The sequence below is a fragment of the Micromonospora sp. NPDC005197 genome, from assembly GCF_040608295.1.
GTDB lineage: Bacteria > Actinomycetota > Actinomycetes > Mycobacteriales > Micromonosporaceae > Micromonospora.
This window is the reverse complement of the sequence record NZ_JBEXHY010000039.1, coordinates 21,463-37,171: the sequence shown is the minus strand read 5'-3', so window position 1 is coordinate 37,171 and position 15,709 is coordinate 21,463. Positions and strand designations below refer to the sequence as shown.

Here is a 15,709-nt window from a genome sequence, read left to right as displayed (position 1 = left end):
GATGCGGGTACTGGTGGTGGAGGACGAACGCAACCTCGCCGACGCGATCGCGCGTGGATTGCGCAAGCGGGGCATGGCGGTGGACGTGGCGTACGACGGCGACGCCGGCCACGAGGCGGCGTTCGTCACCCGGTACGACGTGGTGGTGCTCGACCGCGACCTGCCCGGCGTGCACGGCGACCAGATCTGCGCCGACCTCGCCGCCTCCGGGGCGCTGACCCGGGTGCTGATGCTGACCGCGAGCGGCACGGTGGCCGACCGGGTGGAGGGGTTGCAGCTCGGGGCGGACGACTACCTGCCCAAGCCGTTCGCGTTCGACGAGTTGGTCGCCCGGGTGCAGGCACTGGGCCGGCGGGCCACCCCGGCCGCGCCGCCGGTTCTCGAACTGGCGGACCTGGTGCTGGACCCGGCCCGCCGGGTCGCCACCCGCGCCGGTGTGCCGATGGACCTGACGAACAAGGAGTTCGGCGTGCTCAGTGAGCTGCTCAAGGCCCGGGGCGCGGTGGTGTCCAGCGAGGAGCTGTTGGAGCGGGTGTGGGACGCCAACACCGACCCGTTCACCACAATCGTCCGGGTGACCGTCATGACGCTGCGTCGAAAGCTCGGCGACCCGCCGTTGATCGAGACGGTGGTGGGGGCCGGCTACCGCACGGCCGAGGTCCTGCCGTGAGCCGGCCGGGGCGGTTGCGACCCACCCTGCGGTTGCGGCTGACGCTGCTCAACGGGGTGCTGCTGGTCGGCGCGGGCGCGATCCTGGTGCTGCTGGCCTGGCTGCTGGTCCGTGACGCGCTGCGGCCCACCGACGAGCTGCTGCCCGGCACGACGGTGCTGCTCTCCGACGGTGGGCGGATGGACGCCGCCCAGTGGCAGCGGGAGCTGGTCGACGCCGCCTCCGGGGAGCTGCTGGCCAAGGGCCTGGTCGCGCTGTTGGCGATCAGCGTGGTCGGGGTGGCCGGCGCGTACGCCGTGGCCGGCCGGGCGCTGCGGCCCCTGCACCAGGTGACCGCGACCGCCCAGCGGCTCGGCGAGGCGACGCTGGACCAGCGGATCGGCTACTCGGGCGCGGACGACGAGGTCGCCGAGCTGGCCAAGACGTTCGACGCGATGCTGGACCGGATCGCGTCCGCGTTCGAGGCGCAGAAGCGCTTCGTGGCCAACGCCTCGCACGAGCTCCGGACCCCGCTCGCCGTGATGCGGACCGAGATCGACGTGACGCTCAGCGACGACGACGCGGACGCCGCCGAGTACCGCCGGATGGCGACCGTCGTCCGGGACGCCTCGGAGCGGGCGAACAGCCTGGTGGACGCGCTGCTGGTGCTGGCCCGCAGCGAGGCGCAGGCCGGGCGGCGGCTGGGCCGGCGTACCGAGTGCGACCTCGCGACGGGCACCGCCAACGCGCTGTCGGCGATGCGCCGCGAGGTGGAGCGGATCGGCCTGCGCGTGCAGACGTCGCTGGAATCCGCGCCGGTGGTCGGCGATCCGGGGTTGCTCGACCGGCTGGCCGGCAACCTGATCGAGAACGCGGTCCGCTACAACCACCTGCACGGTCGGCTCTGGGTGCGTACCGGCACCGACGGCGACCGCTCGTGGCTGGTGGTGGGCAACACCGGTTTCGAGGTCGACCAGGCCGACGTGCCCGGACTGTTCGAGCCGTTCCGGCGCGGTGGCCGGGAACGCACCGGGGCGCGCGGCTCCGGCCTGGGCCTGTCCATCGTCCGGGCGGTCTGCCAGGCGCACGGCGGCACCGTCCGGGTGATCGCCCAGCCCGGCGGCGGCCTGGAGGTGACGGTCACCCTGCCGACCGCGGACGCCCCGGCGGTGACCGGTGCGGTGACCACCACCGGCTGAATTGGGTTGCACACGGCGCTCGGCCGGTGGCAAGATCACGCCGTCAGCTCGGAGGCGAAGGGGGGTACGTCGATGTCCACCAGTCAGGGCTCCGCACCCCGGGTCGTCGCCGGCTGACCCCGGGCAGCGGAGCGTCCCCATCCGAGCATGGAGGGACCCCCCGTGTATCCACGGATCCGCAACATCAGTTTCGACTGCCACGACACGTACTCCCTGGCCGGCTTCTGGTCGGCCGTGCTCGGCCTACGCCCGGCACAGCGAGGACGTCCCGGGTGATCCGGAGGCGGTAACCCGCGACGAGGAGATCGAGCGGGTGCTCGGCCTCGGCACCACGATGGTCGCCGACCGGCGGCATGCCGACGGGACGGGTTGGGCGGTGCTGGCCGACCCGGAGGGCAATGAGTTCTGCGTGCTGCGCAGCGCCGGGGAACGTGTCGCCATCACCACTGTGGAGGACCAACCGTGAGTTCGACGATCCACAACATCAGCTTCGACTGTCGCGACACGTACGCCCTGGCCGGTTTCTGGTCGCAGGTCTTCGACTGCCCCCGGCAGCCCGACGACTTTCCGGGCGACCCGGAGGCGATGCTCCTGCCGCCGGGCGGGCCGGAGGTGCTGTTCATCGCCGTGCCCGAGGGCAAGGCGGTGAAGAACCGACTGCACCTGGACCTGGAGCCGGCCGACCGGTCGCGGGCCGACGAGGTCGAGCGGCTGCTCGGCATCGGCGCGGTGCACGTCGCGGACCAGATCCGGCCGGACGGCTCCGGCTGGGTGGTGCTCGCCGACCCGGAGGGCAACGAGTTCTGCGTGCTGCGCAGCGCGGCCGAGCGGGCCACGTCACCGGCGGGCGTCGCGGCGACGGGTGACGTCGAGCCGGTCCAGGCGCTGGAGACGGCCGCCGGGGATCCTGTCGCGTCGCCGTGATCCACGGGACGGCGTAACAGGTTGGCGTGGTGTTGGATGAGCGACCACAGCAGCCAGATGAAGGATGTGTGGGCAGATATGGACACGACGGCGACCGAGCCGGTGCAGGCGTACCTCACCGCGACCGGCGAGCGGCTTCGGGCCGACGGCTGCGAGGTGCGGACCGAGGACTGGGGCGGCGTACCGGTGCTGATCGGCTACCGGGGCGACTTCAGGATGCGGTGGATGGCGACCAAGCTGCATTTGTTCACGGTGGCCGCGCCGACGACGCTGGTCACGGCGGACGCTCTGCAGAGGTTCACCGCCACGGCGATGGACTACGTGTTGGCCCGCAAGGGGCAGCTGCGTGGCTTTCAGAACGGCGTGGCCGTGTTCCCCGCCCTGGTCGGCACCCAGGTCGAGCCGGCGGCCTCGGCGTGGGCGCAGGGGGGCCAGCAGATGAAGTTCGCCGCGGTGGCCCGTCCGGTGGCGGTGGACGCCGGCAGCGGCACGGCCAGCGCGTACCGCGGCAATCCGGCGCTCGGCTTCATCTACGCGGCCCACCTGCGGAGCAAGTTGAACGCGTACTTCCCGGTGGCCGGAGCCTGAGCGGTCCGTGCCGTACGGCGGGGCCCCGATCACCGTGAGGTGGCCGGGGCCCCGGTCGTGCACGGGTCAGGAGCGCTGCTCGATCTGGCCCCGGATGGTGACGAACTCGGCCTTCGTCTCCTCGGCCGACTTGAAGTACATGACCACCAGGCCCACGCTGCCCCGGTCGGCCCAGACGCAGACGCCGAGCGGCACGCCCTCGGTCTTGCCGTCGCCGCAGCGCGCGTCACCGCCCAGCGGGCCCGCCTCGGCCACCGCCATGTTGGTCACCGACAGCTCGCTGGACAGCCCGGTGACGGCCTCGTCCAGCTCCTTCTTCGGGTCGGCCATCACGCCGGACACCGCCGTGATCATGATCAGGTCCTGCTTGGCCGGATCGCCGTAGAACGCGCCGATCGTGCTTGTCTCGTTCTGCACCTCGGTCTTCATCTCGGTGACCATCTGGTCGGCGATCGTCTGCAACTGCGGGTCGGTGTTCTTCGCCCGGCCGGCGAGGGTGGCCGGCGCGACCACCCGGGTCTTGGTGGCGTCGACGACGTCGCCCACCTCGTCCTTGACCGCGAACCAGGTGATCGCCGCGCCGCCGAGGCAGAGCACGAGCACCACGGCCAGCACGATCAGGATGATCTTGCCGACGTTCGACTTCTTCGCCGGTGGCGGGCCGCCGAACTGGTTCGGGTCGCCGTACGGCTGCCCCGGCTGAGCCGGCGGGAAGCCCTGCTGCTGCGGCGGCGGCCAACCGCCGGGCTGCTGCGGCTGGCCCGGCTGCTGCGGCACGGCCGGCTGGCCCGGCTGCTGCGGCGGGGGAGGGGAATCGTGCGGCGGGCCGAAGGGGTTGGCCGGCGGCTGGGACATCAGTCAGCTCCAGGATGGGTGTGCAAAGCGCGTGATCGTAACCCGGCGACCGCCCCAGCGTGGCCCCCGCCCAGGTCCCGCCCGGTCCCGCGCGCTCCCGGGCCGGTCACCAACGAGCGCGGTGGCCGGCCCGGTCCACGAGGGACGGTCCGGCCACCGCGACGGTGGTGCTGGGGTCGTGTCAGGCGGGCAGGCTCGCCGCCCCGAGCGGCAGGAACCGCCGGCCGGTGACCCGCTCGCTGGTGCCGGTCCGGTCCAGGTACGGCGTGACGCCACCCAGGTGGAACGGCCAACCGGCGCCCAGGATCATGCACAGGTCGATGTCCTGCGCCTCGGCGACCACGCCCTCGTCCAGCATCAGCCGGATCTCCTGCGCGAGCGCGTCGAGCGCGTTCTGGCGTACCTGCTCGGCGGTCAGCGGCTGGTCACCGACGACGAGCAGCTTGGCCACCTCGTCGTTGACCTGGTCGTCGACCACGATCGGCTGGCCCGAGTCGGCGATCCGCTTGAGGTTCTCGCTGACCCCGAACCGGTCCGGGAACGCCTCGTGCAGGGTGCCGCCCACGTGGTACGCCACGGCCGGCCCGACGAGCTGGAGCAGGGCGAGCGGGCGCATCGGCAGGCCCAGCGGGTCCAGCGCGCTGTTCGCCACGTCCAACGGCGTGCCGGCGTCGACGGCCGCGAAGACGGTGCCCAGGAAGCGGGTGAGCAGCCGGTTCACCACGAACGCCGGGGCGTCCTTGACCAGCACGCTCGACTTCTTGAGCTGCTTGCCGACCGCGAACGCGGTGGCGAGGGTGGCGTCGTCGGTCCGCTCGCCCCGGACGATCTCCAGCAGCGGCAGCACGGCCACCGGGTTGAAGAAGTGGAAGCCGACCACCCGCTCCGGGTGCTCCAGCTCCGCGGCCATCTCGGTGATGGACAGCGAGCTGGTGTTGGTGGCGAGCACCGCCTCCGGGGAGACGATCTTCTCCAGCTCGGCCCAGACCTGCTTCTTGACGCCCAGGTCCTCGAAGACCGCCTCGATGACGAAGTCGGCGTCCGCGAAGGCGCCCTTGTCGACGGTGCCGCTGACCAGGCCGTAGAGCTTGGCGGCGGTGCCCTTGTCCATCCGGCCCTTGGTGACGGCCTTCTCGATCTGGGTGTGCACGTAGCCGACGCCCTTGTCCACCCGGGCCTGGTCCAGGTCGCTCATGACGACCGGCACCTGGAGGCGGCGGGCGAACAGCAGCGCCAACTGGCTGGCCATCAGGCCGGCGCCGACGATGCCGACCTTGGTGACCGGGCGGGCCAGGCCCTTGTCCGGTGCGCCGGCCGGCCGCTTGGCCCGCCGCTGCACGAGGTCGAAGGCGTACAGGCCGCTGCGCAGCTCCTCGGAGAAGACCAGGTCCGCGAGGGCCTCGTCCTCGGCGGCGGTGCCGGCGGCGAAGTCGCCGTCCTTCGCCGTCTCCAACAGGTCGAGCGCCTTGTACGCGGCCGGGACCGCGCCGTGCAGCCGCTGGTTCAGCGTCTCCCGGGCGAAGTAGAGCACGCCCGCCCACATGTCCTTGTCGACCTCGGGCCGGGTCACGGTGACCTGACCGCGCACCACGCCGGCGGCCCATTCGAGCGACCGCTCCAGGAAGTCGGCCGGCTCCAGCAGCACGTCCGCGATGCCCAGCTCGGCGGCCTGCTTCGGCTTGAGCATCTTGTTCTGCATGAGCGGGTTCTGGATGATCACCTGCGTGGCGGCGGGGATGCCGATCAGGTTCGGCAGCAGTTGGGTGCCGCCCCAGCCGGGCACCAGACCGAGGGAGACCTCGGGCAGGGCGAGCGCCGCCGCGCCGCCGGAGAGCGTCCGGTAGTGACAGTGCAGCGCCAGCTCCAGGCCGCCGCCCATGGCCGCGCCGTTGACGAACGCGAACGTGGGCACGGTGCTGTCCTTGAGCCGGGCGAAGACCCGGTGGCCGAGCCGGCCGATCTCCAGCGCCTGCGCGCGGTCGGCGAGCTGCGGCAGGCCGACGATGTCCGCGCCCACACAGAAGATGTACGGCTTGCCGGTGACCGCGATGAACGCCGGGTCGGCGGCGAGCGCGGCCGTGATGGCCTCGTCCAGGCTGGTCAGACCGGCCGGGCCGAAGGTGTTCGGCTTGGTGTGGTCGAAGCCGTTGTCCAGGGTGATCAGGGCGGCGGGTCGGTCCAGCCCCGGTACGGTCACCGAGCGCAGCAGCGCCCTGGTGACGACCTCGTTCGGCGCCTTCACTTGTCGCCCTCCGTCCAGTGCGGGTTCTCCCAGATGACCGTGCCGCCCATGCCGATGCCGATGCACATCGCCGTGACGCCGTAGCGGACCTCGGGGTGCTCGGCGAACTGGCGGGCCAGCTGGGTCATCAGCCGTACGCCGGACGAGGCGAGGGGGTGGCCGATGGCGATGGCGCCGCCCCACGGGTTGACCCGCGGGTCGTCGTCGGCGATGCCGAAGTGGTCGAGGAAGGCGAGCACCTGCACGGCGAACGCCTCGTTCAGCTCGAACAGTCCGATGTCGTCGATGGTCAGCCCGGCCAGGCGCAGGGCCTTCTCCGTCGACGGGATCGGGCCGACGCCCATCACCTCCGGCTCCACCCCGACGAAGCCGAACGACACCAGCCGCATGGCGATCGGCAGGCCCAGCTCGCGGGCGGTTGCCTCGTCGGCGAGCAGGCTCGCGGTGGCGCCGTCGTTCAGGCCCGCCGCGTTACCCGCGGTGACCTTGCCGTGCGGGCGGAACGGGGTCTTCAGGGTGGCCAGCTTCTCCAGCGACGTGTCGCGGGGGGCCTCGTCCACTCCGGCCAGACCCCAGCCGCCCTCGGCGTCGCGGATGGCCACCGGCACCAGGTCGTCCTGGAGCTTGCCGTTGGCGTACGCCTTCGCCGTCTTCTGCTGCGAGGCGAGCGCGAACGCGTCGGTGCGCTCCTTGGTGATGTGCGGGACCAGGTCGTGCAGGTTCTCCGCGGTGGCGCCCATGACCAGCGCCGACGGGTCCACCAGCTTCTCCGCGATGATGCGCGGGTTGGGGTCGACGCCCTCACCCATCGGGTGGCGGCCCATGTGCTCGACGCCACCGGCGATGGCGACGTCGTACGCGCCCATGGCGATGCCACTCGCGACGGTGGTCACGGCGGTCATCGCGCCGGCGCACATCCGGTCGATCGCGAAGCCGGGAACGGTCTTGGGCAGACCGGCCAGCAGCGCTGCGGTACGGCCGATGGTGAGGCCCTGGTCACCGATCTGGGTGGTGGCCGCGATGGCGACCTCCTCGACCCGCTCCGGCGGCAGCTGCGGGTTGCGGCGCAGCAGTTCACGGATACAGCGGATCACCAGGTCGTCGGCGCGGGTGTTGGCGTACATGCCACCCGCCTTGCCGAACGGGGTACGGACGCCGTCGACGAAGACGACATCCCGAACTTCACGGGGCACTTGAGCCTCCTAGCCGAACGGGCACGTTACCCCGGATGCTACTCGCCAGTAACCAACCTGCCGCCCGCCCCCCGCTGTGGCACACCCCACACCAGAGAGCGGGGGCAGGTCAGGGGATGGGGTTGGGGGCCAGGGCCTGGGTCAGGTCGGGGGTCAGCAGGGCGATCTGCCACTCGCGGGCGTTGAAGCCGCGCAGGGACTCCGCCACCGTGTCCTCGATGACCTCCTCCGGCGGGCTCCACGCCAGACGGCGTACCGAATCCGGGGTGATCAGATTTTCCGGGGGCAGGTTGTGCTCGCCCGCGATGCGGACCACCGCCTCCCGGCAGCGGGCCAGGCGACCGGCCGCCACCGGGTCCCGCTCGGCCCACCGGTGCGGTGGTGGTGGGCCCTCCACCGCCGGGATGACCGGAAGCGCGTCGTCCGGCAGCTCCCGGGCGTCGTCGAGCGCGGCCAGCCAGGTACGGGCCAGCCGACGGACCGACCGCCCCCCGAAGCCGGGCAGCGTCAGCAGCGTCTTCTCGTCCTTCGGGTCCAGCTCGGCCGCGGCGACGATGGCCGAGTCCGGCAGCACCCGGCCGGGCGCGGCGTCCCGCCGGGCCGCGATCTGGTCCCGGGCGTACCACAACGAGCGGACCCGGGCCTGGGCCCGCGCCCCGCGCACACGGTGGATGCCCGACGTGCGCCGCCAGGGTTCCGCGCGGACCCGGGGCGGCCGGGCGCCGGTCCGGACCAGGGCGGCGAACTCCTCGGCGGCCCAGGCCGACTTGCCCTGCCGGGCCAGCTCGGCGTCGAGCGCGTCGCGGAGGTCGGTGAGCATCTCCACGTCGAGCGCGGCGTAGGTCAGCCACGACTCGGGCAGCGGTCGACTCGACCAGTCGGCCGCCGAGTGATGCTTCTCCAGGGTGAATCCGAGTAGCTGCTCGGTCAGCGCGGCCAGGCCGACCCGCTCGAACCCGGCCAGCCGAGCGGCCAGTTCCGTGTCGAACAGCCGGCGCGGACGCAGCCCCACCTCGGCCAGGCAGGGCAGATCCTGACTGGCCGCGTGGAGCACCCACTCGGCCTCGCCGATCACCGCGTCCAGCGTGCTGAGGTCGGGCAGCGGCAGCGGGTCGATCAGCGCTGTGCCGGCGCCCTCGCGGCGCAGCTGCACCAGGTACGCGCGCTGGCTGTACCGGTACCCCGAAGCGCGCTCGGCATCCAGGGCAACCGGGCCGGTGCCCGCCGCGAACCGTGCCACGACCTCGGCGAGCTCGGCCGGGGTGGTCACCGGATCAGGGGTGCCGTCGCGGGGGGCGGTCAGCGGAACGGGCCCACCGTCGGTCGGGTCGGGCCCCTCGCCCGCCGGCTGCGGCTGGGCCGACGGCGGGTGCTGGGGTGCGTGTCCCGGGAGTTCTTCGGTGGGCCGACGGCGCAGGGGTGGTTCGTCGGTCACCTGCCAACCCTAGTGCGCGCCGTGATCCGGCGTGTGCAGCCGGTCCGGCGTGTGTCGGTCAGGTGTCCACAAGGTGTCCCTTCGGATGCCGGACATTGGGGGAGACAAAGCCCGTTCGCGCAGGTACGGTCCATCGAGCCGCCGGCCCCGCTCGGGTGATCCTGGGCCGTGGCCGCAAGCGCACGACCACGGGGAAGGGCAAGACGATCATGACGGCTGGCTTCGGTGCGGGGGACGCACGGCCAACGGGCGCCGAGCCTGACGACGTGAGCGGGCGGGCGGCCGAACGGCCGGGCCCCCTGCCGCCGCGCATCGAACCGCACCCGGAGGTCGGCGCCACCTGGGCCGGTGCACCGGGCCCCGGGGTCGAGCCCTCCGCCGCCGTCCCGGCACCCCGTGCCGGCTGGGCGGCCCCACCCAACGCCGGCCAGTGGGGCGCGGCGCCCCAGGGGCCCGTGCCGGCCGGCCCGCACACCACGGCCGCTGCGCCGGGCCCCGCCGCTGGACACAGCACGGCCGCGCCGTACGCGCCCGGGCCAGCGCCGTACGCGGCAGGTCCGGCGTCGTACGGCGCCGGACCGTACGCCCCGGGCGCTCCCACGGCCTACGGCGCCGGCGGCTATCCGCCCGCCGGTGACCTGGCCAGCGCACCGCCGTTCCCGACCGCGGGTCACCCCGGTCAGCCCGGCTGGCCGGGCGTCACCCCGCCTGCGCGACCCACCCGGCGTCGCTGGCCAGTGGTGCTCGCCGTGCTGCTCGTCGTCGCGCTGGCCGCCGTGGCCGGCCTGCAGGCGTACCAGCTCGACCGGCTCGGCGACCGGCTCGCCGCCACCGACCGCCGGCTGGCCCAGGCCCAGGACGGCGACGGCACCCGCCTCGACGGCCTGGAACAGCGCACGGACGCGCTGGAGAAGCAGGCCGGGGCGGCGTTCAACCCCGAGGCGGTGGCCAGCGCCGTGCTGCCCAGCGTCTTCCGGGTGCGGGCCGGCCAGTTCACCGGCACCGCGTTCGCGGTGGGCAAGCCGGCCGCCGGTGGCGGCACGAACCTGTTCACCAACTTCCACGTGGTCGAGTCGATCTGGGAGAGCGGCGGCCGGCAGGTCTTCCTGGAGCGCACGGACCAGCGCTTCCCGGCCACCATCGTCAAGGTCGACAAGGCCAACGACGTGGCGCACCTGCGGGCGACCGGCAAGTTCGCCGGCCTGGTCACCGCACCCAGCGCCGTGAAGTCCGGGCAGCAGATCATCGTCGTCGGTGCTCCGCTCGGCCTGGAGGACAGCGTCACGACCGGTGTGGTGAGCGCGTTGCGCGCCGCGCAGGGCGGCTCCGGACCGGCCATCCAGTTCGACGCCCCGATCAACCCCGGCAACTCCGGCGGCCCGGTGATCAACGGCAGCAAGCAGGTGGTCGGCATCGCCACCGCCAAGGCTCGTGACGCCGAGGGCATCGGGCTCGCCATCCCGATCAAGGTCGCCTGCGACGGTTTCAAGATCTGCTGACCTGCGGCCCCAGCCGCTCGCGCCACCCACGGCCGCCCGGCCGCTCCCGCCACCGACGGCCTCCCCGGCCGCTCGCGCCTGACGGCCTCCCCGGCCGTCCCCGACCCATCCGGGTCCTCGGTCCCGGACGATCCCGCCGCTGCACCTGGTCCGTCGCGCCTACCGGCGGAGGACCTGCTCACCTGGAGGAAGAACATGTCCCAGCCACCGACCGGGCCGGAGGGTCTCCCGCCCGCCACCCCGACTCCGCCGGCCGGCTCGCCCGACCCCGACGCGACGGTGCAGCACGCGGCCGGCACCGACGCGACGGTGCAGCACGCGGCCGGCACCGACGCGACGGTGCAGCACGCGCCCGACCCCGACGCGACGGTGCAGCACGCGGCCGGGCAGCCCGCGCCGCAGCAGTACGCGCCGGGCCAGCCCACGCCGCCGCAGCAGTACGGGCCGGGTCAGACGGCACCGCAGCAGCAGTACGCGCCGGGTCAGGCCGCGCCGCAGTACGGTGCCGCCGCGCCCACGCAGCCGCAGTACGGCACCCCGCAGACGCCGGGCTACCCGGCCAGCGCCCCGCCCTACGCCGGCCAGCCGATGTCCGCGCCGCCGGTCTCCGGTCCGGCGTACGGCCAGCCGATGTCCGCGCCGCCGGTCTCCGGCCCGGCGTACGGGCAGCCCATGTCGGGCCCGCCCGGAATGGTGCCGTACGGCGCTGCCGCGGCTCCGCGGCGGGGTCGCGCGGTGCTGGTGCTGGCCCTGGTGGCCGCGCTGCTCTTCGTGCTCAGCGGGGTGATGACCGGGCTGTTCGTGACCAAGAACAACGAGCTGAACCGGACCGAGAAGCGCCTCACCGGTCAGGTCAGCCAGCGCGACGGGACGATCGCGGCCAACACCACCGAGATCGGGAAGCTCAAGACCGATCTGCAGGCCATGCAGGACAAGCTCGACAACACCGAGCAGGACCTGACCGGCACCCGCAACGACCGCGACGAGCAGGCCCGGCAGAAGAAGGTCATCGCGAGCTGCCTGGACAAGCTGACCACCGCGCTGGGTGCGGCGGCGGCGGGGAACAAGGGCGCGTACGACGCGGCGATGAAGGGCCTCGACAAGGTGTGCAACGAGGCGGAGAACTACCTCTGATCCGCTGTGCCGGCCGCCGCCGGGGTCTCAGGCGGTGGCGGCCGGACGGCGGTCGGCCAGGGCGGTGACCCCGGGTGGGGGCAGGCCGGCCGTCGAGGCGAGCAGGGCACACCAGCCGAGCAGGTGGGGGGCGAGGTCGTCGTCGACGGGCGTCCAGGAGGCGCGGATCTCGATGTCGCCGGCCGTCGGTGGCCCGGCGAGGTCGCCGAACCGGGTCGACATGGTCTGGGTGACCGTCCCGCCGATCGCCCGGTGACCCGCGTCCTGGGTGTCGAGGGCGTCGGTCAGCCACGTCCAGCCGACCCCGGGGAGCAGCGGGTCGGCGGCGAGGTCGACCTCCAACTCCGCCGTCACGTAGGTGACCAGTCGCAGCGTGCCCTGCCAGGCCTCGTGCCCGGCCGGGTCGTGCAGGAGGATCAGCCGGCCGGTGGCCACCTCGTCGCCGTCGCGCAGCACCGTCGCGGAGAGCGCGAACGTGAACGGCGCGAGCCGCTGGGGGGCGCCGACCTCCTCGAGGGTGATCTCCGGTCGGGGTGCCGGCGACCGCAGCCCGGCGACCGCGCGGGCGAAGGTCTCCGGGAGCGCGATCGGGGGGGCCATGTCGGCAGCCTATGCCGCCGTCGGCCCACCCGCTTCGACGGCGCGCCGACACGTACCCCGACCGCCCGGCCGCGCGACGGACGTTAGGTGCGTCCCCTTCCGTTCACCCGCGGCGGGCTGGGGTCGGGCGGCGTGGCACGATTGCGGCGATGACCACGGACACCACGGGCACTGCCGCCCGAGACGGACACCCGCGCCCCGGCGGCCCGGCCGACTCGCCCTTCATCCGGGCCTGTCGGCGTCGGCCCGGCCCGCACACCCCGGTCTGGTTCATGCGCCAGGCTGGCCGCTCACTGCCGGAGTACCGGGAGATCCGGGCCACCGTGCCGATGCTGGAGTCCTGCCGTCGCCCGGAGCTGGTCACCGAGATCACCCTCCAGCCGGTGCGCCGGCACGGGGTCGACGCGGCCATCCTGTTCAGCGACATCGTGGTGCCGGTCGCCGCGGCCGGGATCGACCTGGACATCGTGCCGGGCACCGGCCCGGTGGTGGCCGAGCCGATCCGTACCGCCGCCGACATCGAGCGGATCCGCCCGATCGGCCGCGACGACGTCCCGTACGTGGACGAGGCCGTCCGCCAACTGGTGGTCGAGCTGGGCGACACCCCGCTGATCGGCTTCGCCGGCGCGCCGTTCACCCTGGCCAGCTACCTGGTCGAGGGCGGCCCGTCGCGGACCCACGCGAAGACCAAGGCGCTGATGTACGGCGATCCCGAGCTGTGGCACGCGCTCTGCGGCCGGTTGGCCGAGGTGACGCTGGCCTTCCTGCGGGTGCAGATCGAGGCCGGCGTGTCCGCCGTGCAGCTGTTCGACTCGTGGGCGGGCGCGCTCTCCGAGGCCGACTACCGCCGTTACGTGCTGCCGCACTCGACGGCCGTGCTGAGCGGGCTGGCGCACGCGGGCGTGCCGCGCATCCACTTCGGGGTCGGCACCGCCGAGCTGCTCGGCGCGATGGGCGAGGCCGGCGCGGACGTGGTCGGCGTCGACTGGCGTACTCCGCTGGACGTGGCCACGCACCGGATCGGCCCGGACAAGGCGGTGCAGGGCAACCTGGACCCGACCGTGCTGCTCGCGCCGTGGCCGGTGGTGGAGGCCGAGGTGCGCCGGATCCTGGCGCAGGGGCGGGCGGCCCCCGGGCACGTGTTCAACCTCGGCCACGGTGTGCTGCCGGAGACCGACCCGGACGTGCTGACCCGGGTGGTCGCGCTGGTGCACGAGGTCTCCAGCCGCCGGGCCGACCAGGGCTGACACGGCGATGCGGCAGCCCTGGCGGGTGGCGGTGGTCGGCGGCGGGATCGCCGGGCTGGCCGCCGCGGTCCGGCTGCGCGACCGCGCGCCGGAGGGCACCGAGATCACTGTGTACGAGCAGTCCGGCGCGGTGGGCGGCAAGCTGCGCACCGGGACGTTGGCCGGCGCGCCGGTGGAGTTCGGCGCCGAGTCGTTCCTGATGCGCGACCCGACCGGGGCCGAGAGCGCGGCGGTGGCGTTGGCTCGCCGGCTCGGGCTGGCCGAGAAGATCGTGCACCCCAGCGTCGGGCAGGCCGCGCTTGTCGTCGACGGAGGGCTGCGCCCCATCCCGGGCGGGACGCTGGTGGGCGTACCCGGGGATCTGGAGCGGGTGGCCACGGTCGCGCGCCCGGCCGCGGACGCCGACACCGACGGCGGCCGGCCGCTGGTCGGGCCGGACGCGGACGTCTCGGTGGGCGCGCTGGTCCGGTCCCGTTTCGGCGACGAGGTGGTCGACCGGCTGGTCGACCCCATGCTGGGTGGCGTGTACGCGGGCCGCGCGGACGACCTGTCGCTGGTCACCACGATGCCGGCGCTGGCCCGTGCCGCGCGGGTGGAGCACACCCTGGTCGGCGCGGTCCGGGCGGCGCAGGCCGCCGCGCCGCGCGCGCCGGGCGCCCCGGTCTTCGGCACCCTGGCGGGTGGGCTCAGCACCCTGGTCGAGGCTGCGGTGACGGCCAGCGGCGCGACGGTACGACGGGACGCCGCGGTGCGTGACCTCACGCCCACCGGCACGGGGTGGCGGCTCACCGTCGGCCCGACCCGCGATCCTGAGCTGGTCGACGTGGACGCCGTGGTGCTGGCTGTGCCGGCCCGGCCGGCGGCCCGGCTGCTCGCCGGCCCGGCCCCGGTGGCCGCCTCGGCCGTGGGCGAGCTGGACTACGCGAGCGTCGCGCTGGTCACCCTGGCGTTGCCGCAGCCGCTGCTGCCCGAGCTGTCCGGCTTCCTGGTGCCGAGCACCGAAGGGCTGCTGATCAAGGCGGCCACGTTCTTCACCACGAAGTGGGGGCACCTGCGGCGGCCGGACGGGCTGGCGCTGGTGCGCGCCTCGGTGGGCCGCTACGGCGAGGAGGCGCAGCTCCAACGCCCGGACGCGGACCTGGCCGCGACCGTGCACCGGGAGCTGTCGGCGGTGCTCGGCGCCCCGCTGCCCGCCCCGGTCGACGGGCACGTGCAGCGGTGGGGCGGCGCGCTGCCCCAGTACACCCCGGGGCACGCCGACCGGGTGACCGCCGCGCGGACGGCGTTGCGGGCCGCGCATCCCACCCTGGCTCTGGCCGGCGCCGGCTACGACGGTGTCGGCATACCGGTCTGCGTCCGCTCCGGCGAGACGGCGGCCGACGAGATCATCACAGCACTGGGAGGATCGGCGAGATGACCGAGCAGACCAACGCGGCCCGGTTGCGGGAGCTGAACGACAGCATCCGTTACACGATGTGGTCGGTGTTCCGGGCCAGCGCCCCACTGCCGTCCCTGCGGGACAACGTCACCGGTGAGGTCGAGTCCCTCTTCGACGAGCTGGCCGGCAAGGACGTGGTGATCCGGGGCGTGTACGACGTCTCCGGGCTGCGCGCCGACGCGGACGTGATGATCTGGTGGCACTCCGCGTCGAGCGACGCGCTGCAGGACGCGTACCTGCGGTTCCGCCGCACCACGCTGGGCCGGGCGCTGACCCCGGTCTGGTCGCAGATGGCGCTGCACCGGCCGGCGGAGTTCAACAAGAGCCACATCCCAGCGTTCCTCGCCGGCGAGGAGGCCCGCCCCTACCTGTGCGTCTACCCGTTCGTGCGCTCGTACGAGTGGTACCTGCTGCCCGACGCCGAGCGGCGCGAGATGCTGGCCGAGCACGGCAAGATGGCCCGCGGCTACCCGGACGTACGCGCCAACACGGTCGCCTCGTTCGCGCTGGGCGACTACGAGTGGATGCTCGCGTTCGAGGCCGACGAGCTGCACCGGATCGTCGACCTGATGCGGGACCTGCGCGCCTCCGGGGCCCGCCGGCACGTCCGCGAGGAGGTCCCGTTCTACACGGGCCGCCGCCGGTCGGTCGCCGAGATCGTCAACTGCCTGGTCTGATCCCCGCCGGCCGGCGCCGCACCCCCGCC

14 protein-coding genes and 1 pseudogene are annotated in these 15,709 nt (G+C 73.8%); 10 read left to right on the top strand and 5 right to left on the bottom strand.

Features of this window, described 5'->3' with window-relative positions:
• Nucleotide 1: 1 nt before the first annotated feature.
• The 5 genes and pseudogenes from ABZU46_RS15700 to ABZU46_RS15680 all read left to right on the top strand — a co-directional run bounded on the left by ABZU46_RS15700 (nt 2) and on the right by ABZU46_RS15680 (nt 3,360).
• Nucleotides 2-670 carry a response regulator transcription factor gene (locus ABZU46_RS15700; RefSeq protein WP_039907546.1) on the top strand — a complete coding sequence of 223 codons (669 nt, stop codon included), beginning with the start codon at nt 2-4 and terminating at the stop codon, nt 668-670.
• Nucleotides 667-1,848, top strand: coding sequence for a HAMP domain-containing sensor histidine kinase (locus tag ABZU46_RS15695; RefSeq protein ID WP_354858158.1), 1,182 nt, complete (start codon nt 667-669; stop codon nt 1,846-1,848). Before ABZU46_RS15700 ends, ABZU46_RS15695 begins: the two co-directional genes overlap by 4 nt.
• Before the next feature lie 147 nt (nt 1,849-1,995).
• Nucleotides 1,996-2,314 (top strand): annotated as a pseudogene (locus tag ABZU46_RS15690) (VOC family protein).
• A complete protein-coding gene (locus tag ABZU46_RS15685; RefSeq protein ID WP_354858156.1) occupies nt 2,311-2,772 on the top strand; it encodes a VOC family protein in 462 nt (153 codons plus the stop codon). Before ABZU46_RS15690 ends, ABZU46_RS15685 begins: the two are co-directional and overlap by 4 nt.
• A gap of 36 nt (nt 2,773-2,808) precedes the next feature.
• On the top strand, nt 2,809-3,360 hold the full coding sequence (locus ABZU46_RS15680) for a levansucrase (RefSeq protein ID WP_354858154.1): 552 nt from the start codon (nt 2,809-2,811) through the stop codon (nt 3,358-3,360).
• Nucleotides 3,361-3,426: 66 nt separating this feature from the next.
• On the opposite strand, the gene ABZU46_RS15675 is transcribed toward ABZU46_RS15680, so the two are convergent.
• From ABZU46_RS15675 to ABZU46_RS15660, 4 genes are all read right to left on the bottom strand, one after another.
• Entirely contained in the window at nt 3,427-4,215 is a 789-nt protein-coding gene (locus ABZU46_RS15675) for a hypothetical protein (RefSeq protein ID WP_354858152.1), read from the bottom strand.
• A gap of 181 nt (nt 4,216-4,396) precedes the next feature.
• Nucleotides 4,397-6,457 carry a 3-hydroxyacyl-CoA dehydrogenase NAD-binding domain-containing protein gene (locus tag ABZU46_RS15670; protein WP_354858150.1) on the bottom strand — a complete coding sequence of 687 codons (2,061 nt, stop codon included), beginning with the start codon at nt 6,455-6,457 and terminating at the stop codon, nt 4,397-4,399.
• Nucleotides 6,454-7,650, bottom strand: coding sequence for a thiolase family protein (locus ABZU46_RS15665; RefSeq protein WP_354858147.1), 1,197 nt, complete (start codon nt 7,648-7,650; stop codon nt 6,454-6,456). The genes ABZU46_RS15670 and ABZU46_RS15665 overlap by 4 nt, the downstream gene beginning before the upstream one ends.
• Before the next feature lie 109 nt (nt 7,651-7,759).
• Nucleotides 7,760-9,085: a ribonuclease D gene (locus ABZU46_RS15660; RefSeq protein ID WP_354858146.1), complete on the bottom strand. Its 1,326-nt coding sequence runs from the start codon at nt 9,083-9,085 to the stop codon at nt 7,760-7,762.
• 266 nt (nt 9,086-9,351) lie between these two features.
• Here ABZU46_RS15660 and ABZU46_RS15655 point away from each other — a divergent pair, with 266 nt between their 5' ends.
• On the top strand, nt 9,352-10,584 hold the full coding sequence (locus tag ABZU46_RS15655; RefSeq protein WP_354858144.1) for a trypsin-like peptidase domain-containing protein: 1,233 nt from the start codon (nt 9,352-9,354) through the stop codon (nt 10,582-10,584).
• A gap of 195 nt (nt 10,585-10,779) precedes the next feature.
• On the top strand, nt 10,780-11,718 hold the full coding sequence (locus ABZU46_RS15650; protein ID WP_354858141.1) for a hypothetical protein: 939 nt from the start codon (nt 10,780-10,782) through the stop codon (nt 11,716-11,718).
• A gap of 27 nt (nt 11,719-11,745) precedes the next feature.
• Here ABZU46_RS15650 and ABZU46_RS15645 read toward each other — a convergent pair whose 3' ends face one another.
• On the bottom strand, nt 11,746-12,318 hold the full coding sequence (locus ABZU46_RS15645) for a DUF3000 domain-containing protein (protein WP_266250991.1): 573 nt from the start codon (nt 12,316-12,318) through the stop codon (nt 11,746-11,748).
• Between the two features lie 149 nt (nt 12,319-12,467).
• Between ABZU46_RS15645 and hemE the strand changes: the two genes are divergently transcribed.
• From hemE to hemQ, 3 genes are read left to right on the top strand one after another with little or no spacing between them, the layout of a single operon-like run.
• Nucleotides 12,468-13,565, top strand: a complete 1,098-nt coding sequence (gene hemE / locus ABZU46_RS15640; RefSeq protein WP_354858140.1) for a uroporphyrinogen decarboxylase — start codon at nt 12,468-12,470, stop codon at nt 13,563-13,565.
• A gap of 7 nt (nt 13,566-13,572) precedes the next feature.
• Entirely contained in the window at nt 13,573-14,982 is a 1,410-nt protein-coding gene (hemG, locus tag ABZU46_RS15635) for a protoporphyrinogen oxidase (RefSeq protein ID WP_354858138.1), read from the top strand.
• Nucleotides 14,979-15,680: a hydrogen peroxide-dependent heme synthase gene (gene hemQ, locus ABZU46_RS15630; RefSeq protein ID WP_354858136.1), complete on the top strand. Its 702-nt coding sequence runs from the start codon at nt 14,979-14,981 to the stop codon at nt 15,678-15,680. The genes hemG and hemQ overlap by 4 nt, the downstream gene beginning before the upstream one ends.
• The last annotated feature ends 29 nt before the right edge of the window (nt 15,681-15,709 follow it).